General features: G+C 69.3%; 23 protein-coding genes and 1 riboswitch. Of the genes, 4 read left to right on the forward strand and 19 right to left on the reverse strand.

All coding sequences use genetic code 11. The features are described 5' to 3' along the window. Positions 1-33: 33 nt before the first annotated feature. The 4 genes from N7640_RS05295 to N7640_RS05310 form a co-directional block, all read right to left on the reverse strand. Positions 34-1,020, reverse strand: a complete 987-nt coding sequence (locus tag N7640_RS05295) for an ABC transporter substrate-binding protein (RefSeq protein WP_279903017.1) — start codon at positions 1,018-1,020, stop codon at positions 34-36. A 146-nt stretch (positions 1,021-1,166) separates the two neighbouring features. After that, the gene (locus N7640_RS05300; protein ID WP_279903018.1) at positions 1,167-2,540 is read right to left on the reverse strand and encodes an aspartate aminotransferase family protein; all 1,374 of its coding nucleotides are present in this window, start codon (positions 2,538-2,540) and stop codon (positions 1,167-1,169) included. Positions 2,541-2,639: 99 nt separating this feature from the next. Further along, a complete protein-coding gene (locus N7640_RS05305; protein WP_279903020.1) occupies positions 2,640-4,130 on the reverse strand; it encodes an aldehyde dehydrogenase in 1,491 nt (496 codons plus the stop codon). A 320-nt stretch (positions 4,131-4,450) separates the two neighbouring features. Then, positions 4,451-5,251 (reverse strand): carbon-nitrogen hydrolase family protein, encoded by an 801-nt coding sequence (locus tag N7640_RS05310; protein ID WP_279903022.1) that lies wholly within the window; start codon positions 5,249-5,251, stop codon positions 4,451-4,453. Positions 5,252-5,418: 167 nt separating this feature from the next. On the opposite strand from N7640_RS05310, the gene N7640_RS05315 reads away from it, so the two are divergent. Then, the gene (locus N7640_RS05315; protein WP_220812568.1) at positions 5,419-6,318 is read left to right on the forward strand and encodes a LysR family transcriptional regulator; all 900 of its coding nucleotides are present in this window, start codon (positions 5,419-5,421) and stop codon (positions 6,316-6,318) included. Positions 6,319-6,573: 255 nt separating this feature from the next. After that, positions 6,574-6,873: a GIY-YIG nuclease family protein gene (locus N7640_RS05320; RefSeq protein ID WP_279903024.1), complete on the forward strand. Its 300-nt coding sequence runs from the start codon at positions 6,574-6,576 to the stop codon at positions 6,871-6,873. Between the two features lie 135 nt (positions 6,874-7,008). On the opposite strand, the gene argE is transcribed toward N7640_RS05320, so the two are convergent. From argE to N7640_RS05340, 4 genes are all read right to left on the reverse strand, one after another. Further along, positions 7,009-8,169, reverse strand: a complete 1,161-nt coding sequence (argE, locus tag N7640_RS05325; RefSeq protein WP_279903025.1) for an acetylornithine deacetylase — start codon at positions 8,167-8,169, stop codon at positions 7,009-7,011. A gap of 70 nt (positions 8,170-8,239) precedes the next feature. Beyond that, positions 8,240-8,914, reverse strand: coding sequence for a DUF1028 domain-containing protein (locus N7640_RS05330; protein WP_220812571.1), 675 nt, complete (start codon positions 8,912-8,914; stop codon positions 8,240-8,242). Then, positions 8,911-9,339: a RidA family protein gene (locus N7640_RS05335; RefSeq protein WP_220812572.1), complete on the reverse strand. Its 429-nt coding sequence runs from the start codon at positions 9,337-9,339 to the stop codon at positions 8,911-8,913. Before N7640_RS05335 ends, N7640_RS05330 begins: the two co-directional genes overlap by 4 nt. Then, positions 9,339-10,685, reverse strand: a complete 1,347-nt coding sequence (locus N7640_RS05340; RefSeq protein ID WP_279903027.1) for an NAD(P)/FAD-dependent oxidoreductase — start codon at positions 10,683-10,685, stop codon at positions 9,339-9,341. Before N7640_RS05340 ends, N7640_RS05335 begins: the two co-directional genes overlap by 1 nt. 264 nt (positions 10,686-10,949) lie before the next feature. Between N7640_RS05340 and N7640_RS05345 the strand changes: the two genes are divergently transcribed. Continuing rightward, a complete protein-coding gene (locus tag N7640_RS05345) occupies positions 10,950-11,195 on the forward strand; it encodes a hypothetical protein (protein ID WP_220812574.1) in 246 nt (81 codons plus the stop codon). A gap of 36 nt (positions 11,196-11,231) precedes the next feature. Here N7640_RS05345 and N7640_RS05350 read toward each other — a convergent pair whose 3' ends face one another. The 11 genes from N7640_RS05350 to N7640_RS05400 all read right to left on the reverse strand — a co-directional run bounded on the left by N7640_RS05350 (position 11,232) and on the right by N7640_RS05400 (position 21,452). Continuing rightward, complete coding sequence (locus N7640_RS05350; protein WP_279903029.1) at positions 11,232-12,074, reverse strand: ABC transporter ATP-binding protein; 843 nt, start codon at positions 12,072-12,074, stop codon at positions 11,232-11,234. 5 nt (positions 12,075-12,079) lie between these two features. Then, positions 12,080-12,916 (reverse strand): ABC transporter permease, encoded by an 837-nt coding sequence (locus tag N7640_RS05355; protein WP_279903030.1) that lies wholly within the window; start codon positions 12,914-12,916, stop codon positions 12,080-12,082. Continuing rightward, positions 12,913-13,665: a hypothetical protein gene (locus tag N7640_RS05360; protein WP_279903031.1), complete on the reverse strand. Its 753-nt coding sequence runs from the start codon at positions 13,663-13,665 to the stop codon at positions 12,913-12,915. The genes N7640_RS05355 and N7640_RS05360 overlap by 4 nt, the downstream gene beginning before the upstream one ends. After that, complete coding sequence (locus N7640_RS05365) at positions 13,662-14,288, reverse strand: isochorismatase family cysteine hydrolase (RefSeq protein ID WP_262880298.1); 627 nt, start codon at positions 14,286-14,288, stop codon at positions 13,662-13,664. The genes N7640_RS05360 and N7640_RS05365 overlap by 4 nt, the downstream gene beginning before the upstream one ends. Beyond that, the gene (locus tag N7640_RS05370) at positions 14,285-15,049 is read right to left on the reverse strand and encodes a creatininase (RefSeq protein ID WP_279903033.1); all 765 of its coding nucleotides are present in this window, start codon (positions 15,047-15,049) and stop codon (positions 14,285-14,287) included. The genes N7640_RS05365 and N7640_RS05370 overlap by 4 nt, the downstream gene beginning before the upstream one ends. Next, positions 15,046-15,933 carry a DMT family transporter gene (locus N7640_RS05375; RefSeq protein ID WP_279903034.1) on the reverse strand — a complete coding sequence of 296 codons (888 nt, stop codon included), beginning with the start codon at positions 15,931-15,933 and terminating at the stop codon, positions 15,046-15,048. Before N7640_RS05375 ends, N7640_RS05370 begins: the two co-directional genes overlap by 4 nt. A gap of 1 nt (position 15,934) precedes the next feature. Then, positions 15,935-16,684, reverse strand: a complete 750-nt coding sequence (gene fabG / locus N7640_RS05380) for a 3-oxoacyl-ACP reductase FabG (protein ID WP_279903035.1) — start codon at positions 16,682-16,684, stop codon at positions 15,935-15,937. Beyond that, positions 16,684-17,457 (reverse strand): SDR family NAD(P)-dependent oxidoreductase, encoded by a 774-nt coding sequence (locus N7640_RS05385; RefSeq protein ID WP_279903036.1) that lies wholly within the window; start codon positions 17,455-17,457, stop codon positions 16,684-16,686. Before N7640_RS05385 ends, fabG begins: the two co-directional genes overlap by 1 nt. Before the next feature lie 2 nt (positions 17,458-17,459). Next, positions 17,460-18,485 carry a fatty acid desaturase gene (locus N7640_RS05390; RefSeq protein WP_279903037.1) on the reverse strand — a complete coding sequence of 342 codons (1,026 nt, stop codon included), beginning with the start codon at positions 18,483-18,485 and terminating at the stop codon, positions 17,460-17,462. Positions 18,486-19,115: 630 nt separating this feature from the next. Beyond that, positions 19,116-20,114 carry an ABC transporter substrate-binding protein gene (locus N7640_RS05395; RefSeq protein WP_347815583.1) on the reverse strand — a complete coding sequence of 333 codons (999 nt, stop codon included), beginning with the start codon at positions 20,112-20,114 and terminating at the stop codon, positions 19,116-19,118. A gap of 54 nt (positions 20,115-20,168) precedes the next feature. Continuing rightward, positions 20,169-20,272, reverse strand: a riboswitch (guanidine-I (ykkC/yxkD leader). Positions 20,273-20,555: 283 nt separating this feature from the next. After that, entirely contained in the window at positions 20,556-21,452 is an 897-nt protein-coding gene (locus tag N7640_RS05400) for a peptidoglycan DD-metalloendopeptidase family protein (RefSeq protein WP_220812583.1), read from the reverse strand. 200 nt (positions 21,453-21,652) lie between these two features. Between N7640_RS05400 and N7640_RS05405 the strand changes: the two genes are divergently transcribed. Further along, positions 21,653-23,146 (forward strand): acetyl-CoA hydrolase/transferase family protein, encoded by a 1,494-nt coding sequence (locus N7640_RS05405; RefSeq protein WP_279903039.1) that lies wholly within the window; start codon positions 21,653-21,655, stop codon positions 23,144-23,146. The last annotated feature ends 44 nt before the right edge of the window (positions 23,147-23,190 follow it).

Here is a 23,190-nt window from a genome sequence, read left to right on the forward strand (position 1 = left end):
GATAGCCGACGCGCAGCAGATCGTAAAAAGGTTCTATGGCGTGACGAAGCGGGTATCGACCAGGTCTTCGTATTTCACGTCGTAGGTCTTGCCCTGCAGCTGGGTCCAGGTCTCGTTGGCCAGCTTGATGATGCCGGCGATATCGCCCTCCTTACCCGGGGTGCCGAGCAGCTTCTCGCTCATCGCCTGGTCGTAGAACTTCACGCCCTTGGCGGCCTCGGCCAGGTCCTTGGGATCGGACAGGTAGCCGCCGACGCCCTTGGCCATGATCTCGTGGGCCTTCTCGGGGTTGTTCTTGGCGAACTCGACCGCCTTGTACAGGCCCTTGACCAGCGCCTTGACGTCGTCCGGCTGCTTGTCGATGACGTCGCAGGACAGCGCCACCACGTCGACGATCACGCCGGGGGTCTCGCTGGAATCGATCAGCACCTTGCCCTGGCCCTTCTGCTTGACCAGCGACAGGTGCGGCTCCCAGGTAACCGCCGCCGGAACGCGGCCGGCGATGAAGGCAGTGGCCGCGTCGTCGGCGGTCATGTTCTGCACTTCCAGGTCGCTCATGTTCATGCCCTTCTGCTTGAGCAGGTAGCTCAGCCAGAACTGCGACACCGAACCTTCGTTGACGGCCACGGCCTTGCCTTTCAGCTGATCCAGGCTGGTCACGTCCTTGCCCACCAGCACGCCGTCGCCGCCGTGGGATTCGTCGAGCGCGGCCACCGCCTTGAAGCAGAAGTCCTTGGAGCGGTACTTGAGAATCTCGTCGATGGTCGAGGCCGAGCCGGAAATCTTGCCGGAGGCCTGGGCCGCCATGTACATGGCCGACTCCTCGATCACGGTGAACTCCACGTCCAGGCCCTGCTCCTTGAAGTAGCCAAGGTCGCGAGCCAGGTACAGGGTGCCGTAGCCAACCCAGGTGGTGTGACCGAGGGACAGGGTGCCCGCCTGCGCGGTGGCGGCCAGGCTCAGGGCCAGGCCGGCGCCGAGGGCGGTACGGGCGAAACGGTTGCGCAAGGTGTTGATCATGGAGCTCTCCACAGCCTGACGGCAGATTTGTTGGTGTATGTGTGGCAGGGCTGGCCAGTGGCCGAATGCGTCCCCACGCCGGCCCGTGCAAGGCCGGCGGCTCTCTTCGTGTAGCGCCCTCTGCGGGGCGTCTTTTTCGCGTGCGTCTACAGCAGGTTCAGTTCGCGGCCGGTGCGGTCCACCGCACGGCGGGTCTTCTCCACCAGTTCCTCCAGTTCGGCGCGGGTGGCGACCAGGGCCGGGGCCATGATCATGCGGCCGAGGGTGGAGCGAATGATCAGGCCCTCGTCGAAACCGACGGTGCGGCAGTGCCAGGCGATGTCGTTCTCGTTGGCGAAGCGCTTGCGGCTGCCCTTGTCCTCGGCGAACTGCAGCGCGGCGACCAGGCCGGCGCCCTGGATGTCGCCGATCAGCGGGTGGTCCTTGAAGGTCTCGCGCAGCAGCTGCTGCAGGTACGGGCCGGTGTCGGCTTTCACCGTGTCGACGATCTTCTCGTCGCGCAGCGCGGTGAGGTTGGCGATGGCCACGGCGGCGGCCACCGGGTGGCCGGCGTAGGTCAGGCCGTGGGCGAACACACCGCCCTCCTGCACCAGCGCATCGGCGATGCGCTTGCCCAGCACCAGACCACCCATGGGGATGTAGCCGGAGGTGAGGCCCTTGGCGATGGTCAGGGTGTCCGGCTCGAAGCCGAAGTGCTGGTGGGCGAACCACTCGCCGGTGCGACCGAAGCCGCCGATCACTTCGTCGGCACACAGCAGCACGTCGTACTGGCGGCAGATGCGCTGCACCTCGGCCCAGTAGCTGGCCGGCGGGAAGATCATGCCGCCGGCGCCCTGGAAGGGTTCGGCGACGAAGGCGGCGACGTTCTCCGCGCCCAGTTCGAGGATCTTGGCTTCCAGCTCGCGGGCGGCCTTGAGGCCGAAGGCCTCTTCGCTCAAGTCACCACCTTCTGCGAAGTAGTACGGCTCACCGATGTGAGCGAAGTCCGGCAGCATGCCGCCCATCTCGTGCATGAAGCCCATGCCACCGAGCGCGGTGCTGCCCAGGGTGGAGCCGTGGTAGCCGTTCCAGCGGCCGATCATGATCTTCTTCTGCGGCTTGCCGACCACCTGCCAGTAGCGACGCACGGCGCGGATCAGCACCTCGTTGGCCTCGGAGCCGGAGTTGGTGTAGATGGCGTGGCTGTAGTGCTTGGGCAGCAGGCTGAAGAGCAGCTCGGACAGCTCCACCACGCGCGGGTGCGTGGTGTGGAAGAACAGGTTGTAGTACGGCAGCTCGGCCAACTGGCGGGTGGCGGCGGCATTCAGGTCTTCGCGGCCGTAGCCCAGCGCGGTGCACCACAGACCGGACATGCCATCGAGGTAACGCTTGCCCTCGGTGTCCCAGAGGTTCAGGCCCTGGCCCTTGGCGATCACCAGAGCGCCCTTCTCGTTGAGCGCCTTCTGGTCAAGGAAGGCATGGATGTGGTGGGCCGCGTCCAGCGCCTGGTATTCCTGGGTGGTGTGTTTCCGGGCAGTCATCGCAAGGTCTCCGCCAGTGGCGTGTAGGGTGCGCTGTGCGCACCGTTAATAATTTGATCAACTCCGCCTGGTGCTCGCAGCGCACCCTACAAACGCCACTTAGCGCAATTGGAACCAAGTGGTTTTCAATTGGGTGTATTTGTCGAACGAGTGCAGCGACAGGTCGCGGCCGAAGCCGGACTGCTTGCCGCCGCCGAAAGGGGTGCAGGGGTCCAGGGCATCGACGGTGTTGACCGACACGGTGCCGGCACGCAAGCGACGGGCCACGCGATGGGCGCGGTTGAGGTCGTCGCTCCACAGCGAGGCGGCCAGGCCGTAGATGCTGTCGTTGGCCAGGGCCACGGCCTCCTCCTCGGCGTCGAACGGCAGCACGGCGAGTACCGGGCCGAACACTTCCTCGCGGGCCAGGCGGCTGTCGGCAGCCACGCCGGTGAAGATGGTCGGCGCGACGAAATTGTCCGAACCGTTGAAGCTCAGCTGCTGGCCACCGCAGACCAGGCTCGCGCCCTCGGCCTGGGCGCCACGAATGAAGTCCATGACCCGCGCGGTCTGCCGCGTGTCGACGATGGCGCCGGCGCGGCTGGCCGGGTCCAGCGGGTCGCCCGGCTGCCAGTCGCGGGCCTTGGCCTGCAGGCGCTCGACGAATTCGTCGTGAATGCTGCGCTCGACCAGCAGGCGCGAGTTGGCCGAGCACACTTCGCCCTGATTGAAGAAGATGCCGAAGGCGGCCTTGCTCGCCGCCAGATCGAGGTCCTGGCAGTCGGCGAACACCAGGTTGGCGCTCTTGCCGCCGCATTCCAGCCAGACCTGCTTGAGGTTGGACTGCGCAGAGTAGCCCATGAAGTATTTGCCGACCTCGGTGGAGCCGGTGAAGGCCAGGCAGTCGACATCCATGTGCAGGCCCAGGGCCTTGCCGGCGCTCTCGCCGAGGCCGGGCACCACGTTGAACACGCCCTCCGGAATGCCGGCTTCGAGGGCCAGTTCGGCCAGGCGCAGGGCGGAGAACGGCGACTGTTCGGCGGGCTTGAGCACCACCGAGTTGCCGGCGGCCAGGGCCGGGGCGAGTTTCCAGGCGGCCATGTCCAGCGGGAAGTTCCACGGCACCACGGCGGCGACCACGCCGAGCGCTTCGCGGGTGATGGTGGCGAGGGCGTCCGGGGCGGTCGGCGCAACCTGGTCGTAGAGTTTGTCGAGGCTCTCGGCGTACCAGCGGAACACACCAGCGGCGCCGGGCACGTCGATGTTCCAGGCGTCCATCACCGGCTTGCCCATGTTCAGCGAGTCGAGCAGGGCCAGTTCGTCACGGTTGGCCAGGATCAGCTCGGCCAGGCGCAGCAGCTTCTGCTGGCGCTCACGCGGGGCGCAGCGTGACCACACACCGGATTCGAAGCTGGTACGGGCACTGCGCACCGCCAGGTCGACCTCGGCCTCGCCACAGGCGGCGACGTTGGCCAGCAGGCGGCCGGTGGCCGGATCGATGGAGGCGAAGGTGGCGCCGGAGGCGGCTGCGACACGGCGACCGCCGATGATGGCCTGGTCGATGAAACGCTGTTCGCTTGCGCGCCGTTGCCAGTCGTTGAGTTGCAGCACCCTGATTCTCCCGAACCGATCCTGTGGCTTGATGCGAACCGATGGTGGCCCAAGGCAGGGGTTAGGAAAATTATTAAAAATGTCATCGGGACATACGAAAAAGCTGGTTATGCACGCACCACCACGGGGCGCACCGCCAGCTTGTTGTGCATGCCCGGCGTGGCCCTTCTCGCGCAGGCCGCGGGAAGGCCATGCGAGTTGTCGCGCGGGCCCCGCCACACCTGCATCCGGTGCTTTTCAGGCACGCCGGCGCGCGGTCCGTAGAACGGCCAATTCACGGTCCGAGAAAGTAGGTCGCGTGCGCCATCGGGGCGCACGCCCTAGTCCTCGACCAGGGCGCCGTAGAGGTCCGGCCGACGGCCTTGCAGATAAGGGAAGGTGTGCCGCCACTGCTCGCACGGCGAGCGGTCCAGGTCGACCAGCAGCAGGGCCTCGCCGCCGGCCACCGCGCCCAGGCGCTGGCCGTCCGGCGCGGCCACGCAGGAGCCGCCGAGATAGGCCAGGCCGTTCTCCACACCGCTGTGGTTGCAGTAGGCGACGAACAGCTGGTTCTCCACCGCCCGGGTCGGCACGATCAGCTCCGGCACCGCGCGGTATTCCGGGGTCAGCGCGGTGGGGATCAGCACCAGCTCGGCGCCGGACAGGGCGTGGCTGCGCACGTTCTCCGGGAACTCCACGTCGAAGCAGATCAGCAGGGCGATGCGCCAGCCGTCCAGCTCGACGGGCGCCTCCAGCCGGTCGCCGGCCTGGAACAGCTCGCGCTCCATCGGCCCGAACAGGTGGGTCTTGCGGTAGTGCGCGCCGCGCCGGCCGTCGGCGTCGATCACCTGCGCCGAGTTGTACGGCTTGCCGCCCGCCGGGTCGCGCTCCGCATAGCCGTAGCACACCGCCACGCCATGGGCGCGACACAGCGCGGCGATGCGCTGCGCCGCCGGGCCATCGGCGGGTTCGGCCAGCGCCGCCATCTGCTGCGGCACGTGGTAACCGCCCAGCCACAGCTCGGGGCACAGCAGCAGGCGGGCACCCGCCGCGGCGGCCGCGCGCAGCTGGCCGTCGAGCGCCGCCAGGTTGGCCTCGATGTCGGCGGGAAAGCCTTGGGTCTGCCAGAGGGCGAGGCGCATCTGTGGTTCTCCTGTCGTCGGTCGTGTACGGCTCTTGCAAGCAGGATACCCACCGGCCGGCATCGACGAGCCAGGAAAAATGTCGTCGCTGCCGAGCAAAATGTTCACTCGTCACATCTTGGTCTGCGGCTAAGGTGGGCGAAAAACAAGATCGTCCGAGGTTTTGCGTGGCTTCTTACACCCTGCGTCAATTGAGGTATTTCGTCACCACCGTGGAGTGCGGCAGCGTCGCCGAGGCGTCGCGCAAGCTGTACATCGCCCAGCCCTCCATCTCCACCGCGGTCAAGGGCCTGGAGGAAAGCTTCGGCGTGCAGCTGCTGATCCGCCATCACGCCCAGGGCGTGTCGCTCACCCCGGGCGGCGCGCGCTTCTACCGCAAGGCCCAGGAGCTGCTGCGCATGGCCCGGGAGTTCGAGCAGAACGCCCTGGCCGACAACGACGTGGTGGCCGGGCAGATCGACATCGGCTGCTTCGAGACGGTCGCGCCGCTGTACCTGCCACGCCTGATCGCCGGCTTCCGCGAACGCTACCCGGGCGTGGAAATCCGCCTGCACGACGGCGAGCAGCAGGAGCTGGTGCAGGGGCTGACAGGCGGTCGCTTCGACCTGGCGATCTTCTACGAGCACGACCTCGACGGCACCATCGAGACCGAGCCGCTGATGCCGCCACAGCGCCCCTACGCCCTGCTGCCGGAGGACCACCGCTTCGCCGGGCAGAAGGAAGTCTCGCTGCGCGACCTGGCGCTGGAGCCGATGATCCTGCTCGACGTGCTGCCCAGCCGCACCTACTTCGTGAGCATCTTCGAGGAGCTGGGGCTGTCGCCGAACATCGTCTTCAGCTCGCCGTCGATCGAGATGGTGCGCGGCATGGTCGGCCAGGGCTTCGGCTTCTCGGTGCTGGTCACCCGCCCGCACTGCAACACCACCTATGACGGCCGCAAGGTGGTCTGCGTGAACATCGTCGAGGACGTCACCGGCTCCGGCCTGGTCGCCGGCTGGCTCAAGCGCGCCCACCTGACGAAGCCGGCGCAGTTGTTCGTCGATTACTGCAAGGAGCAGTTGGGGTGAGGTGGGCAGGTTAAGGACAGTGGTTACCGGTTCGAGGGAGACTTGCCGCCCATGTGCTGCCCCTGCTGGATTCCCGCCTTCGCGGGAATGACGGAGTGGGTGGGAAGACATGTGCCAAACCCCCTACCTCGTCATTCCCGCGAAGGCGGGAACCCAGGCAGGCAACTCCACCCACCACCTGAACAACGAGGCAACCCCGGCCACCGGCGACTAGACTCGCCGCCAAAGGAACAGCAACGTCCAGGAAGGACACCCATGCCCAGGCAACCTGCCGTCTACATCCTCGCCAGCCAGCGCAATGGCACGCTCTATATCGGCGTCACCAGCCACCTGCTCAAACGCATCTGGGAACACCGCAACGACTGTGTCGAGGGCTTCACCCGCCGCTATGGCGTGCACCTGCTGGTCTACTACGAGATGCACGAGAACATGCCCGCCGCCATCGAGCGCGAGAAGCGGCTGAAGAAGTGGCGACGGGAATGGAAGCTGCGCCTGATCGAAGCGGGCAACCCCGGGTGGCGGGACTTGTGGGAGGAGATCGTGAGGCGGGCTTGAAGCCCTAGTGTTGGCCCTTAGCTGGATTCCCGCCTGCGCGGGAATGACGAGGGTTAGGGATGTAGCTCTGTGCCGTACCGCCCACTCCGTCATTCCCGCGCAGGCGGGAATCCAGTGAGGCCCCTCGCAGCAATGCTAGGCCTCAGGCACCCGCATCCACTCCACCAACCGCGCCAGCAGCGCATCGCACTGCGCCAGCTGTTCAAGGCTGACGTACTCATCCGCTTTGTGCCCCTGGTCCATGCTGCCGGGGCCGCAGATGACGGTGGCGATGCCGGCCTCGTCGAACAGGCCGCCCTCGGTGCCGAAGGCCACGGTGGAGAAGTCCTCGTGGCCGCAGAGCAGCGCCAGCAGGCGCGCCGCCTCGCTCGCCGGCCCGGTGAGCAGGCCGGGGTAGCTGGAGAGTTCGCTGAAGCGGATGTCGCTGGTCGCGCTTACCGCGCGCATGCGCGGCAGCAACTCGCGCTCGGCGTAGTCACGCAGCTCGGCGGCAACACGTTGTGGGTCGTCGGCCGGCAGAGCGCGCATCTCGAAGTCGAAGCGGCATTCGGCCGGGACGATGTTGAGCGCCCGGCCGCCCTGGATGACGCCGGTCTGCACAGTGGAGAACGGCGGGTCGAAGCGCGGGTCGTGGCGCTCGGGGGCCGCCAGGCGCGTGCCGATCTCGCCGAGGCGGCCGATCAGCCTGGCCGCATACTCGATGGCGTTGACCCCCTGCGGCGCGTAGGCCGAGTGGCAGGCCGCGCCGTGCACCTCGCAGCGCATCGCCAGCTTGCCCTTGTGGCCGAGCACCGGGCGCATGGCGGTGGGTTCGCCGATGATGCAGATGGCCGGCCGCTCCGGGCTGGCGCGCAGGCGCTCGACCAGGCTGCGCACGCCGAGGCAGCCGACCTCCTCGTCGTAAGAGATGGCGATGTGCAGCGGCAGGCGCAGCGGCCGGGCGAGGAAGGCCGGGACGGCGGCCAGCACGCAGGCGATGTAGCCCTTCATGTCGGCCGTGCCGCGGCCGTACAGGCGGCCGTCGCGCTCGGTCAGTTCGAAGGCCGGCAGCGTCCACGGCTGACCGTCCGCCGGCACCACGTCGCTGTGGCCGGAGAGCATCACGCCGCCCGGCCCGGAGGGGCCGATGCGGGCATACAGGTTGGCCTTGCTGCGGTCGTGGTTGAACAGCAGCTCGCTCTCGACGCCCAGGCCAGCCAGGTAGGCACGCACATGGTCGATCAGCGCGAGGTTGGACAGGCGGCTGGTGGTGTCGAAGGCGATCAGGTCGGCGAGCAGGTCGCGGCTGGAGGGCATGGGCGGCTACCGTGGGAGCGAGCGGTGCGCGCGGCGCACCCTACGGGGAGCCGCGCGCACCGGGAACCGTTCATTCGTCGCCCGGCACGCCGTAGCTCGGCGCCTGGGTCGGGTCGAGGGCACGGGTGATGTAGTCGTGCAGCTGCGGCTCGTAGGCGCGCCAGAGGTCGTCCAGCGCACCGATCGGGTCCTCGTCGGCCCAGTCGACGCGCAGGTCGACCACCGGCCACACCAGATCGCCGACCACCGAGAGCGCCGCCGAGTGCACAGGCCCGGCCTCGCCGCCGGCGGCCATCGCCGCGTGCATCGCCGCCAGCAGGCGGTCCGGCAGGCCGCCGCCGCTCTGCTCGAAGGCCTCGACCATGGCGTCGATCACCGCCGGCGTGCTCAGCAGGTTGCCGGCCGCCACGCACTGTTCGCCGGCGCGGGCGTGGTGCACGCCGAGCGCCTCGCTGCCGGTGAAGTGGGCGCAGGCGCCGTGGCTGTCGATCACCGTCACCTGGCGGTACTGGCCGTAGCCGTTGCGCGTCAGCGCCTTGTCCAGCGCCGCCGCGGGCGCCTCGCCGGCTTCCAGCAGGTCGAGCACCTGCGGCCCGAGCGCCGGCAGGGTGATGTTCTGCGTCGACACCGCGCCGACCCCGGCCCGCAGCCAGGGACAGCGGGCGCCGACGGCGATGCTCGACGAACTGATGGCGATGCCCAGCTGGCCGGTCTCGGCGCAGCGGCCGACGATGGAGAAGGTCATGGGCGCGCCTCCCAGTCGTCAGGGATGACCGCGATCACGTCGATCTCCATCAGCCACTGCGGCTGGCCGAGGGCCGACACCACCAGCCCGGTGGAGATCGGGAACACGCCCTTGAGCCACTTGCCGACCTCCTGGTAGACCGGCTCGCGGTAGCGCGGGTCGATGAGGTAGGTGGTGGTCTTGACGATGTGCGAGAGGTCGCTGCCGGCCTCTTCCAGCAGCTGCTTGACGTTCTTCATGGCCTGCTCGGCCTGCGCGCGCGGGTCGCCGAGGCCGACCAGCCGGCCCTCGAAGTCGGTGCCGACCTGGCCGCGCACGTACACCGTGTTGCCGGCGCGCACGGCCTGGCACAGGTCGTTGTCCAGGGTCTGGTTGGGGTAGGTGTCCCTGGTGTTGAACATGCGGATGCGGGTATGGGTGGGCATCAGCGGACTCCCGGAAGGCTGACTTTCTGTGGGGCCTGCGCCTCGCGCTGCGCGGCGTCGCAGTAGGCCTGGTACTTGCGCTGGGTGGCGATGTGGTCGGCGACGTGCTTGGCGTCGTGCCACACGCCCCAGATGAAGGTGGAGCCACGGCGCGACAGCCAGGGCAGGCCGACGAAGTACACCCCCGGCTCGCTGGACACGCCGCGCTGATGCCTGGGCTTGCCCCGCTCGTCGAAGGCCGCCACCTGCAGCCAGGAGAAGTCCGTGGCGTAGCCGGTGGCCCAGATGATCGAGGTGACCCCGGCGGCCCGCAGGTCCAGTTCGAGGATCGGCCGGCTCACGCACTCCGGCTCGGGGAAGGTCCTGCGCGCCTCGGGCTCCTCCGGCAGGTCGAGGCCGTTGCGGGCGATGTAGGCGTCGGCGGCGTCCAGCAGTGACAGGTAGTTCTCGTCGCCGCGCGCCAGGTTGTCCGCCAGGTCGTCCTGGAAGCGCACCCGGTCGCCGTCGAAGGCGCGGGTCAGGCCGACCAGGGTGATGCCCTCGCCGGCCAGCCGGCGGAAGTCGATGGTCTCGCCGCCGCGGGCGCCGCTCACGGCGATGGTCACGTGCTCCTTGCCCGGCTGGGCGGCCTCCATGTCCCACAGGCCGAGCACGCCCAGCCACCAGACGAAGTCGCGGCCCCGGTAGCTGCGCGGCGGCCGGTCGTGGGCGCCGACCGAGAGGTAGACGCGGCGCCCGGCGCGGTTCAGCTCGTCGGCGATCTGCACGCCGGAGGAGCCGGCGCCGACCACCAGCACCGCGCCCTCGGGCAGCTGCTGCGGGTTGCGGTAGTCGGCGGAGTGCAGCTGCAGGACCGCGCCGTTCCGCGGTGCGATGGCCGGGATCACCGGGCGCTGGAACGGGCCGGTGGCGGCCACCACCCGGCTGGCCTGGATCGTGCCGATTGAGGTCTCCACGGTGAAGCCGGGGCGGTCGGCGTTGCGCAGCACCCGCTTCACCTCCACGCCGGTGCGGATCGGCGCGTCGATCTGGCGGGCATAGGCCTCGAAGTAGTCGGCGACCATGTCCTTGTGCGGGAAGGCGTCGGGGTCGATGGCGAATTCCAGGCCGGGGAAGCGGTCGTGCCAGGCCGGGCCGTTGGCCACCAGCGAGTCCCAGCGGCAGGTGCGCCAGGCCTCGGCGATGCGGTTCTTCTCCAGCACCAGGTGGGGGACGCCGAGCTTGCCCAGGTGTTCGCTCATGGCCACGCCGGCCTGCCCGGCGCCGACCACCAGGGTATCTATCTCGATCTTTTCGGCCGGCCGGCCGGTGAGACTCTGGAGGGTGGGTTGCTGCGGCTCGGCCATGGGTTGCTTTCCTCGGGCTCTGAACGGAGTGGCTCGGCTGTCGCCGGGTTATGGCCGCATTCTGTTCAGCGCCGGGGATTCGCGAAATTATGTTTTTTGTGCTCGCTGGCGAGGAAAAAGCTGGCCGCGCGCCCTTCGTCGGCTCGCTGCGGCGCGGGGCAGCGACGGGCTTATGGTGGATGTGGGCAACGGACGCCCCGCGCACCCACCCCAGCCCCGCCGCACGCCGAGGAAGGCGGCGCCGGCAAGCCACGAGGTATCGCCATGAACCTGCACTGTGTCCATCGCAACTACCAGATCAAGGCGGCGGTCGTCGAACATCCGGGCATTCCCACCCCCTGGGCGGGCGGCTGCCTGATCACCACTCCTACCGGCGAGACGCTGCGGCGCATGCCGCTGCCGTTGCAGCTCGGCTTCCTCGGCGACCTGGACAAGGCCCAGCACGCCTCCATCGCCCACGGCAAATGGCTGGTGGACCAGCACCTGGACCAGGGCCGCGAGCTGCACTGACGGCGCACAGGGCGCCGCCACGGGGACGGCGCCGGCTCAGGCCGGCACGCCGCGGGTCAGCTGCTCCAGCAATTCCAGGTCGGTGTTCATGCCCGAGGTCTCGCGGATGCGCGCGAGGATTTCCTTCTTGAGGGCGAGGAATTCGGCGGATAGCTTCATGTCCTGGTGGCGCTCGGCCGGCAACGGCACCTCGTAGATCGTGTCGATGCGCCCCGGACGCGGAGCCATCAGCACCACCCGGCCGCCGAGGTAGATCGCCTCCTCGACGTCGTGGGTGACGAACAGGATGGTGCTCTTCTCCAGCCGGTGCACGTGTCGGATCAGGTCGTGCATCACCTCGCGGGTCTGCGCGTCGAGGGCGCCGAACGGCTCGTCCATCAGCAGGATCTGCGGCTTTGGCATCAGCGCGCGGGCGATCGCCACGCGCTGCTGCATGCCGCCGGAGAGCTGGTTGGGATAGGCCCCGGCGAAGGCCGACAGGCCCATCAGGTTGAGCAGCGCGTCGGCGCGGCCGCTGGCCACCTCGACGTCGGCGTCGCCGCGCACGGTGTCGCTGACCACCTTGAGCTGGCGGCAGAACCTGATGTTCTCCATCACCGTCAGCCAGGGGTACAGGCTGTAATGCTGGAACACCATGGCGCGGTCGATGCCGGGGCCGTGGATCGGCCGGCCGTCGACCAGTATCTCGCCGGCACTGTGCTGCTCCAGGCCGCCGATGCTGCGCAGCAGGGTCGACTTGCCACAGCCGGAGGCGCCGACGAAGGTGATGAACTCGTTGGCGCGGATGTCCAGGCTGACGTCCTGCAGCGCCTGCACCTCGCGGCCCTTGCTCTTGAACAGCTTGCCCACGCGGCGCACTTGGATCTTGCTCTCGTTCATCGCGCTTACCTCTTCATCCAGGGGAAGGCCACCCGGCCGAGCCAGCGGAACGCCTGGTCGGTGAGCAGGCCGATGACGCCGATCAGGATGATGCCGGCGAAGATCTTGTCGGTGTGCATGTAGCGCTGCGCCTTGAGGATGGCGTAGCCGAGGCCGGAGTTGGCCGCCACCAGCTCGGCCACCACCAGGTAGGTCCAGGCCCAGCCGCAGGTGATGCGCAGGGTGTCGAGCAGCGCCGGGCGCGCCGAGGGCAGGATCACCAGCTTGACGATCTCGCCGCGCGAGGCGCCCATGGTCTGCGCCGCCTCGATCTGCGCCATGGGCACCCGGCGCACGTCCTCGGCCACCATCAGCACCATCTGGAAGAAGGTGCCGATGAAGATGATCAGCACCTTGGAACCCTCGTCGATGCCGACCCACAGCATGATCAGCGGGATGAAGGCCACCGCCGGCATGTAGCGGATGAAGTCGGTGAGCGGTTCGAGGAAGGCCTGCACCGGGCGATAGGTGCCGATGTACAGGCCCAGCGGCAGGGCGATCAGCGCCGAGGCGGCGAAACCGGCCATGACCCGGTACACGCTGATGCCGATGTCGGCGAGCAGGCCCTCCTCGCTCCACCAGCGGCCGACCCGCGCCAGCACCGCGTCCGGGCCGGGCAGGAACATCGGGTTGGAGACCCCGGCGGCGCTGGCCAGCCACCACAGCGCCAGCGGCAGCAGCAGGCCGGCGGCGGCCAGACCCCAGATCGCGCCGCGCGGCAGCTCGCCGCGGATGACCCACCAGCGCGGGCGCGGTGGCGCGACGCTGGGACGGCTTTCGGGCAGGGGTTGATGGGCGGTCATGGCGTCACCTCCTCGGCGAACAGGGGCGACTCGCGGCGCTGCCATCCGCCTGCGGGAGGCAGCGCACCGAGTTCGGCCAGCACGGCGGTAGTCAGGGCACGGTCGAGTCCGTCCGGATCGACCGTCGCCGGCAACAGGGCCTGGCCGGCGCGGCCGGCCAGGGTGGAAAGCTCGATGGCCCAGGGCGTACGGCCGCCCCGGTGGCGGCCGAAGGACAGCTCGAAGGCCAGCAGCGCCTCGGCGTCGCCCTCCACCAGCAGCGCGCTGAGCGACTCGGCTGGCGGCAGTACGGCCCCGCGCCCGGCGGCGAACAGAAAATAGTCGCCAGCCAGCAGCAGGCAGCCCTGGCGGCCGCCGTTCGCCGCGAGCCACACGCCCCAGTTGCGCCCGAGCGATTCCGGCAGGCGCTCCCAGACCTCGTGGTAGCTGCCGTCGAGGCCGTCTTCGAGCAGGTAGTCGGCGCGCTCGAAGCGCATGCGACCGATATCGTCGCGGCCGTTGGGCGGCTGGAAGTCGATCGCCCGGTGCCACTGGCAGATGTCGCCGTCGATGGCGGTGACGCCGGCGAAACCGGCCTGCAGCGCGCGCCCGGCGGCATCCCGCGGGCCGGGCTGGGGAATGCGCAGGTCGGCGAACAGGCGTGCGGTCTGCAGCCAGTACACGGCGGTGGCGGTGTCGTGCACGCCATCGGTGGTGGTCAGCAGGGTGCGCTGCCACACGCCCAGGTAAGGCTCGGGGACGGACTTCATGCGCCCTCCCACTCGGCCAGCAACGCGGCGCTGTCCAGCACGCGGCCGAAGATGCCGCCCTCCACCGCGACCATGGCCAGGGCGGCGGCGTGCAGCGCCGGGTCGGCCGAGGCGCAGGCGTCGGAGACCAGGGTGCAGGCGTAGCCGAGGTCCACCGCGCTGCGCAGGGTCGAGGACACGCAGACCTCGGTGGTCACCCCGGTGATGATCAGCTCGGTGATGCCGCGATTGCGCAGTAGCAGCTCCAGGTCGGTGGCGGCGAAAGCGCTGTAGCCGGGCTTGTCGATCACCGGCTCGCCGGGCTCGGGGCGCAGTTCGTCGATCAGGTCGTGGCCGAACTCGCCACGCACCAGCAGGCGGCCGAGCGGACCACGCCCGCCGATGGGCGCACCGGCGGCCTCGGCGCGGCGGCGCTTGAGTGCCGGCAGGTCGGACAGGTCCGGGCGGTGACCCTCGCGGGTGTGCAGCACCAGCAGGCCACGGGCGCGGGCGCCGGCCAGCAGGCGCTGGATCGCCGGGATCGGCGCGCGCAGGCGGCCGACGTCGAGGCCGGCGCGGTCGGCGTAGCCTCCCGGCGCGCAGAAATCGCGCTGCATGTCGATCACGATCAGCGCGGTGCTCACAGGGCGAACTCCTTGCGCACCGCGCTGGCGATGCCACCGGCGATGTCGGCGGCCATCAGCGCGCCCTTCTCCGCCGTCGAGCCCCTGGCCGAGGACAGCACGCCGGACGGCGGCACCCATTCGGTACGCGGCGGGTACATGTCGTAGGGCGGGAAGTCGGCCGGGCCGTCGTCGGGAATCAGGTCGAGGCGCACCAGCTGCGGCAGGTAGTGCAGCATCAGCGAGGTCTCGATCACCGCCGCGTGCTCCAGGGCGAAGCCGGGGAAGCCGTCGGGGAACACGTCGGCCAGGGTCTGCTCGGTGCAGAAGTCCCAGTGCTCCAGGCGCATCACCCGCAGCGCGCTCTGCGGCCCCAGCTCGCGGATCGCCAGCTCGATGCCCTCGGTGACGAACCACTGGTTCTCGTAGTGGCCGTCGACCAACACCAGGCGGGTCACGCCGTGGCGGGCGAACTCGCGCACGGCGTCGCGCACCAGGGCGATCAGGGTCTGCCCGTCGAGGCTGGTGGTGCCGCAGAAGTGGTTGCCGCCGCCGCACTTGGGCTGCGACTTGTAGCCGTAGGACAGCGCCGGGGCGACCAGGCCGCCGACACGCGCGGCGACGTCCTCGCAGATGGCGCTGGCAAGCAGCGCGTCGGTGCCCAGCGGCAGGTGCGGGCCGTGCTGTTCGGTGGCGCCGCAGGGCAGGAACACCACCGGCGACAGTTCGCGCACGCGGCGCGCGTATTCGACCCAGCTGAGCTGGTCCATGCGTACGGTCATGACTTGGCCTCACAGAGAACGGAAGAAGAAGGTCGGCTCGGCCGCTCGGCGAGCAGCGCGGCAAGCAGCACCAGGGCACCGCCACACCATTCGCGCAGGCCCAGCTCGCGCTCGCCGAACCAGGCGGCGGTGAGCACCGCCACCACCAGCTCGATCACCACCAGCACCGCGGCGCGGCTCGCCTCGACGTGGCTGAAGCCGTATTGCGCGGCGCCCATGGCGAGCAGCCAGAACAGGCCGAACAGGGCGATCTGCAGCCACAGGCCGGGTCCGGCCGGCGGCAGCGCGGTGTCCTGCAGCAGGCACAGCAGGCCGCCGAGCAACGCCGCGCCGACGAAGGCCACCACCGCCTTGCTGGCCAGCGGCACGCGGTCGGCGGCGCGGGTCGCCAGGTTGTTGCAGGCGAAGGCCAGGCCGGCGGACAGCGCCAGCCAGTCGCTGCCGGCGAGCGGGCGGAAGGTGTCGGCGCTGACGCCGAGGGTCAGGGCGATGCCGAGCATGGCCAGCGCCAGGGCGCCGACGCGGCTGGCGCTGAGCCGTTCGCCGAGCAGCAGCCAGCCGCCGAGCAGGCCCCACACCGGTGCCAGGTAGAACAGCAGCATGGCGCGCACCACGTCGCCCTCGGACAGCGCGCCGACCAGCCCGGCGGTGGCCCAGCCGCCGCACAGGCAGATCACCGCCAGGGCGCGACGCTGCGGCCACCAGGTGCGCTGCTGGGCGACCATGACCGGCAGCGCCACCAGGCACAGCAGGCCGTAGGTGTAGAGCACCACCGGCATGCCGCGCAGGCCCTGGCCGGCGAGGTGCTCCAGCGGCAGCCAGCCCAGGCCCCAGAAGCTGGCGCCGAGCAGCAGGACCAGCTCAGGTCTGAAGAGGGGGCGCATCTCAGCCGCCCATCCAGGCACCGCCGTTGGCGCCCAGGGTCTGGCCGTGGAAGAAGCCGGCCCCGGCCGAGGCCAGGAACAGCACGGCGGCGGCGATCTCCTCCGGACGGCCGAGGCGCCCGGCGGGGATCGCCGTCTCGCGCGCGACCATCTCCGCGCTCATGTGCTCCACCGAGACCATCGGCGTATCCACCGGGCCCGGCGCCACCGCGTTGATGCGGATGGCCGGGGCGAATTCGCGGGCCAGCGCCTTGGTCAGGCCGATCACCCCGGCCTTGGCCGCGCAGTAGGCGGCATAGCGCTCGCGGCCGATCTGGCCCAGCTCCGAGGCGATGTTGACGATGCAGCCCTCGCCGCGCGCCTGCATGTGCGCCAGAGCGTGGCGGCAGCAGCGGTACACCGCGTGCAGGTCGACCCCGAGCACCCGCGCCCACTCCTCCTCGCCGATGTCGAGGAAGGGTTTCTCCAGGATGATCCCGGCGTTGTTGACCAGGATGTCCAGGTCGTCCTCGGCGAGCACCCAGCCGAACATGTCGGCGACCTGCACCGGCGAGGCGACGTCGGCCTGCACCGCGTGCGCCCGGCCGCCATCGGCGGCGATGCGCGCCACCAGCGCGGCGGCCGCCTCGGGCTGGTCGAGGTGGTTGATCCACACCGTCGCGCCGGCGTCCGCCAGCGCCAGGACGATGGCCCGGCCGATGCCCTGGGTGGCGCCGGTGACCAGCGCGGTCTTGCCTGCCAGGGGTTTCATCAGTGCATCACCTCGCCATGGCTGACCGACAGCGCCTGGCCGGTGACGGGCGCGGCCAGCGCACTGCCGAGGAACAGGAAGGTGCCGGCCAGGTCGGCCGGGGTGAGCAGCTCGGGCACCGCCTGGGCGGCGAGGATCAGCGCCAGTTCGTCGGCCTCGCTGCGGCCGCTGGCCTGGGCCATCACCGCCAGCGAGCGCATCGCCGCGTCGGTGCCGATCCAGCCCGGGCACACCGCGTTGACGCGGATGCGCCGTGGTCCCAGCTCCCAGGCCAGCGAGCGGGTCAGGCCGATCACCGCGTGCTTGCTGGCGACGTAGGCGGAGAAACCCGGCACACCCTTGAGGCCCCAGATCGAGGCCTGGTTGATCACGCTGGCGCCGTCGCGCAACTGCCCCTGCAGGGCGCGGGTCAGGCGCAGCATCGAAGCCACGTTGTTGTCCAGCAACGCCTGCCAGCGGGCATCGGCCTCGGCGCCGGTCTCGGCCAGCGGGGTGGCGTATTCCACCCCGGCGTTGTTGATCAGCACGTCCAACGGCAGGTGGCCGCGCCGCTCGACGTAGGCCGCCACGGCGGCGCTGTCGCCCAGCTCGACGCAGGTCCAGGCCACGTCGGTCAGCGGCGCCAGTTCGTCGGCCACCGCGGCCAGCGCCTCGGCGTTGCGGTCGAGCAGTTCCAGGGTCGCGCCCTGCTCGGCGAAGGCCCGCGCCAGGCCGCGGCCGATGCCGCTGGCGGCGCCGGTGAGCAGTACGCGCTTGCCACGATAGTCGATCATCGTCACACCGCCGTCAGGAAGGACACGCCGACCGCGCCGTAAAAGCCGTCCGCGCGCTGCGCGCCGCTCGGCTCGACCGCGCCATAGTTGTCATCGACGACCCGGCGCAGGCGGTGCTGGTGGAAGCTCTTGAGCAGCAGGCGCATCGGCAGCACCTGGCCGTAGTCGTCGCCGTACAGCTCATGGTGCAGCCTGCGCAGGCGGTACCAGGGCGCCACCGGCTTCTCGTGGTGGGCGTTGTGGTAGGCGAAGTTGAGGAGCAGCAGGTCGAGCACCGGCCAGCGCACCGAGACCACGTTGGTGTAGGTGTTCATCTGCTCGTAGGCGCGGTCGCGCTGCTTGTCGGCGGGGATCTTGCCGCCGTCCTCGAGCACCGCGAAGGCGTCGTAGGTGTGCTGATAGGCATCGGTGAAACGCAGCACGGTGAGCATGATCGACCAGGCCACGAAGTAGAGGATCGCCGCCTTCGGTGACACCGCCGCGAGCAGGCCGAACAGCGCCAGGCGCACCAGCAGGGTCAGCGCCACCTTGCGCCGGTGCGCGCGGTGCTTCTCGTTGGTGGTGATGAACGGCAGCACGATCACGTACCAGTGCATGATCAGCTCCACCGCCGGCACGTAGGCCCATTCGGCGGCCAGCACCAGCCCGCGCAGCCAGCCCGGGCACTTCTGGTTGAGGAACTGCTTGGTGTCGAAGGTGATCACGTCGGCGCGGTCGACGTGGTGGCGCATGTGCTTCTTGCGCAGGTCCTGGAAGCCGGCATAGCAGCTGCCGCAGATCCAGCTGGCGACCTCGCCGGCCCACTCGTTGTGCTTGGGCTTGGCGAAGATGGTGCCGTGGGCGAACTCGTGGATCAGGTAGGCGGCGACGATCATCGCGTGGCCGAGCAGCAGGGTGCCGGCGGCGTTGAGCAGCCAGCTGTCGGCCAGCAGCAGGCCGATACCGAGCGCGTAGCCGCCGAGGGCGTAGGCGATGGCCAGGCTGTTGGGCACGCGGCCGTCGGCATAGCGGTAGATCTGGGTGGACATGGGTTCCTCCGGATACCGGTTGGCGTCATGGGCGACGGGATAGCCCGGCGCCTCTTTCATCCTCGTCATTCCCGCGTGGGCGGGAATCCAGTTGCGTTGCCTGGCTGGGTCCCCGCCTGCGCGGGGAAGACGGCCTGGGGCAACGCAGGGCGGCGTGGATAACCGCCCTTCTTGCATCCTCGTCATTCCCGCGCAGGCGGGAATCCAGTGCGTTGCCTGGCTGGGGCCCCGCCTGCGCGGGGACGACGGCCTGGGGCAACACAGGGGCGATGTGGATAACCGCCTTCTTGCATCCTCGTCATTCCCGCGCAGGCGGGAATCCAGTGGCGTCGCCTGACTGGGTCCCCGCCTGCGTGGGGAAGACGGCCTGGGGCAGCGCAGGGGCGGGGTTGATAACCGCCCCTCTTGCATCCTCGTCATTCCCGCGCAGGCGGGAATCCAGTGCGCTGCCTGCCTGGGTCCCCGCCTGCGCGGGGAAGACGACCTGGGGCAACGCAGGGGCGGGGTGGGTAACCGCCCTTCTTTCATCCTCGTCATTCCCGCGCAGGCGGGAATCCAGTGGCGTCGCCTGGCTGGGTCCCCGCTTACGCGGGGATGACGGTGGTGGAGTGGCCAGGCGAGCCTTTGCCGTTACTTGGCCAGGGCCTCGACGAACTGGGCGTCGAAGGTGCTGGCGAAGTCGGGGATGGCGGGAATCTGGCCGTTATCCTTGAGCAGCTTGCCGATCACCGCGCCGCTGCCGAAGAACGAGCTGGTGGCCTCGGACGGCTCGAAGTTCTTGCCCATCTCGGCCAGCGGGATGTTGTACACGCCGCTCATCTGCTCCTTGGCTTCCTCGGCGCTGACGCCGAGCACCTTGCCGATGATCCCGGCGGCCTCCTCCGGGTGGCTCTGCATGTAGGCCAGGCCGTCCAGGTAGCCCTGCATCAGCGCCTTGATCGCCGCCGGGCGCTTGGCGATGACCTTCTCGTCGAACACCAGCACGTCGGTGATCAGGCCGGGAGCGTCCTTGGAGGAGTACACGACGTGGAACTTGTCGCCGGGCATGCCGAGGATCTGCGACACGTTCGGCTCGTAGGTCACGCCCACCGGCAGGCTGCCGCTGGCCATCGCGCCGGGGATGCCCTCGGGGGTCATGTTCACCGGGCTGATGTCCTTCTCCGACAAGCCGTTGCTCTTCAGCGCGTAGGCCAACAGGAAGTCGGACGGCGACAGCGGGTTGAAGCCGACCTTCTTGCCCTTGAAGTCGGCCACCGAGGCGACCGACTTGTCGGCGACGATGGCATCGCCGCCGTTGGAGAAGTCGATGGGCATCACCACCCGGTGCTTGAGGCCCTTGGCCACGCCGCCGACCACCTGGTCGTAGGTCAGCATGCCGCCGTCGAGGGCGTTGCCGGCCAGCGCCGAGGGGATCAGCGCCGGGTCGTTGAAGAACTGCAGTTCGACCTTGAGATCGTGGGCCTTGTACAGGTCGAGGGCGTCGGCGACGTAGAACGGGCCGTAGCCGGCCCACACCACGGTGCCGATCTTCATCTTCTCGACGGCCTGGGCAGAAAGCGGAAGCAGGGCGGCGAGGCTGGCGAAGCAGGCGCCGAGGAGGGTCTTGCGCAGGAAACGCGGGGACAGCATCGGGTTCATGGCATTGCTCCTACACGTGGGGAATCGGGCACGGGATGACGTCACGTCTCCCGGGCTTTTCTCCCGCCGTGTAGCCCTGCTCCCTAGGGCCGGAAAACTCTCGGACCAGCCATCCACTGCCGTGGACCGGAACCCTAGTTCGCCTGTGATGCAACTCCGATGTGCAAATCGTCATGAGCGCCAGCCGACTGCGGCCGGCGCGGGTGACTCATCCCGTTCGGGGAGGATTTTGCAAGTCCGGTGCCAGGCATCGGAAATCTGCCGGAGCAGTTAAGAAAATCGCCGGCATTCAGGGACTTGCGTCCGCGATGCCGGCGTGGGCGATGTGCCGCGCGCGGGCCGGCGGGCGAGCGTGGGCGCACCACCGGCTGGCAGGCGCCTGTTTTCAGTGCGCGCCGCGGTGAGGCGATTCGGGGAGTGGAGCCGGTTGGGCTATTCGCCGCCGACGGCGAAGTTGGGCAGGCTGTCCACCGGCTGGGCGAAGTCGAACGGGATGGACTCCAGCGCCAGGCCGATGTTGCGCTGCACCACGAAGTGCAGGTGCGGGCCGGTGCTGTTGCCGGTGTTGCCGGAGCGGGCGATCTGGCTGCCGGCCTCGACCCACTGGCCTTCGCTGACTTCCACCGAGCCGCGCATCAGGTGCAGGTAGACGCCCATGGTGCCGTCGTCGTGCAGGATGCGCACGTAGTTGCCGGAGGGGTTGTTGCCGCGCCCGCTCTGCTGGTTCTCGGTCTTCACCACCGTGCCGCGGCGCGCCGCGACGATCGGCGTGCCCTCGGGCATGGCGATGTCCATGGCGTAGCGCCCCTTGGGCGTGAAGTGGCTGTACTTGCCGTTGGCCCCCTGGGTCAGGCGGAACGGGCCGCCGCGCCAGGGCAGCGGGTAGTTGTACAACTGCGGCAGCTGGCGCGGATCGCCCATGGCGTAGCGCAGCTTCGGCTTGTAGCTCATGGGCTTGTCGCCCTCGCGCGGGGCGAGGGTCGCCAGGCGAATGGCGCTGCGCGGCGGCAGCACCCAGCGGATCGGCTCGTCCGGCGCGCCCACGGCGTTGACCACCGCGTCCAGGCGCAACTCGACCTCCACCGGCGCGTACAGGTCGTTGCGCACCTGCAGGGTCTCGCCGCCGTCGTGCTTCTTGGTCTCCAGCTTCACCTGGCTGTCCAGCTTCTCGACCATGCGGTCGCGGAACACCAGCACCTGGGCGCCAGGCATGGCCTTGTCGCTATAGGTCACGGTGCCGTGCTTGTCGACATACTTGTAGATGGTCAGCGCACTGGCCTGGCCGGCGAGCAGCAGCAATGCGCCGAAAACGAATGAACGCCCTAGCATAACTTCGAATGTGTCGTTGAATCCCCGGGATCGGCAAGACTAGCAGCGCGGCGGGGAGCATGCGAGCACCGGGGCGCCAGGCTGCGAGGAAATCCACACCCGCCGACGAAAGGCGCTCAATCCGACCTTGGTCGAACTGGCACGGCCGGACCCAGCCCCTAGACTCCGCCGCTGTTCTTTCCGCCGCCGAGTAAGCCCCCATGTATTCTGATCGCGTGCGCCTGCCAGCCCTGCTGGACAAGCTGATGAGTGCGGCCGAGGCCGCGGCCCTGATCGAAGACGGCATGACCGTCGGCATGAGCGGCTTCACCCGCGCCGGCGAGGCCAAGGCGGTGCCCCGCGCGCTGGCCGAGCGGGCCAAGGCCCAGCCGCTGCGGATCAGCCTGATGACCGGCGCCAGCCTGGGCAACGACCTCGACAAGCAGCTCACCGAGGCCGGCGTGCTGGCCCGGCGCATGCCGTTCCAGGTCGACTCGACCCTGCGCAAGGCGATCAACGACGGCAGCGTGATGTTCATCGACCAGCACCTGTCCGACACCGTCGAGCAGATCCGCAACCTGCAGCTGAAGAAGCCGGACATCGCGGTGATCGAGGCGGTGGCCATCACCGAGGAAGGCCACATCGTGCCGACCACCTCCGTGGGCAACTCGGCCAGCTTCGCGATCTTCGCCGACAAGGTGATCGTCGAGATCAACCTGGCGCACAACCCCAACCTCGAAGGCCTGCACGACATCTATATCCCGACCTACCGGCCGACGCGCACGCCGATCCCGCTGGTGCGCGCCGACCAGCGCATCGGCAGCGGCGCCATCCCGATCCCGCCGGAGAAGATCGTCGCCATCGTCGTTACCGACCAGGCCGACTCCTACTCCACGGTCACCCCGCCGGACGCCGACACCCAGGCCATCGCCGACCACCTGATCGCCTTCTTCGGCCGCGAGGTCGAGGCCGGCCGCCTGCCGAAGAACCTCGGCCCGCTGCAGGCCGGCATCGGCAGCATCGCCAACGCGGTGATGTGCGGCCTGCTGGAATCGCCTTTCGAGGACCTGGTGATGTACTCCGAGGTGCTGCAGGACTCCACTTTCGAGCTGATCGACGCCGGCAAGATGCGCTTCGCCTCCGGCTGCTCGATCACCCTGTCGGCACGCTGCAACGAGCGGGTGTTCGGCAACCTGGAGCGCTACAAGGACAAGCTGGTGCTGCGCCCGCAGGAAATCTCCAACCACCCCGAGCTGGTGCGCCGGCTGGGCATCATCGGCATCAACACCGCGCTAGAGTTCGACCTGTACGGCAACGTCAACTCCACCCACGTGGGCGGCACCCGGATGATGAACGGCATCGGCGGATCCGGCGATTTCGCCCGCAACGCCCACCTGGCGATCTTCGTCACCAAATCCATCGCCAAGGGCGGCGCGATCTCCAGCGTGGTGCCGATGGTCAGCCACGTGGACCACAGCGAGCACGACGTCGACATCCTGGTCACCGAGCAGGGCCTGGCCGATCTGCGCGGCCTGGCGCCGCGCGAGCGCGCCCGGGCGATCATCGACAACTGCGTGCACCCGGACTTCCGCGGCCCGCTGAACGACTACTTCGCCCGCGCCTGCGATCGCGGCGGCCACACCCCGCACCTGCTGCGCGAGGCGCTGCAGTGGCACATCAACCTGGAAGAAACCGGACGCATGATGGCGAGCTGATTTCGGGCCTCGGCCCGGATGCCCGAAGCCGCTTCCGCCACGAC

It is taken from the genome of Pseudomonas sp. GD04015, from assembly GCF_029837675.1.
Lineage (GTDB): Bacteria > Pseudomonadota > Gammaproteobacteria > Pseudomonadales > Pseudomonadaceae > Aquipseudomonas > Aquipseudomonas paralcaligenes.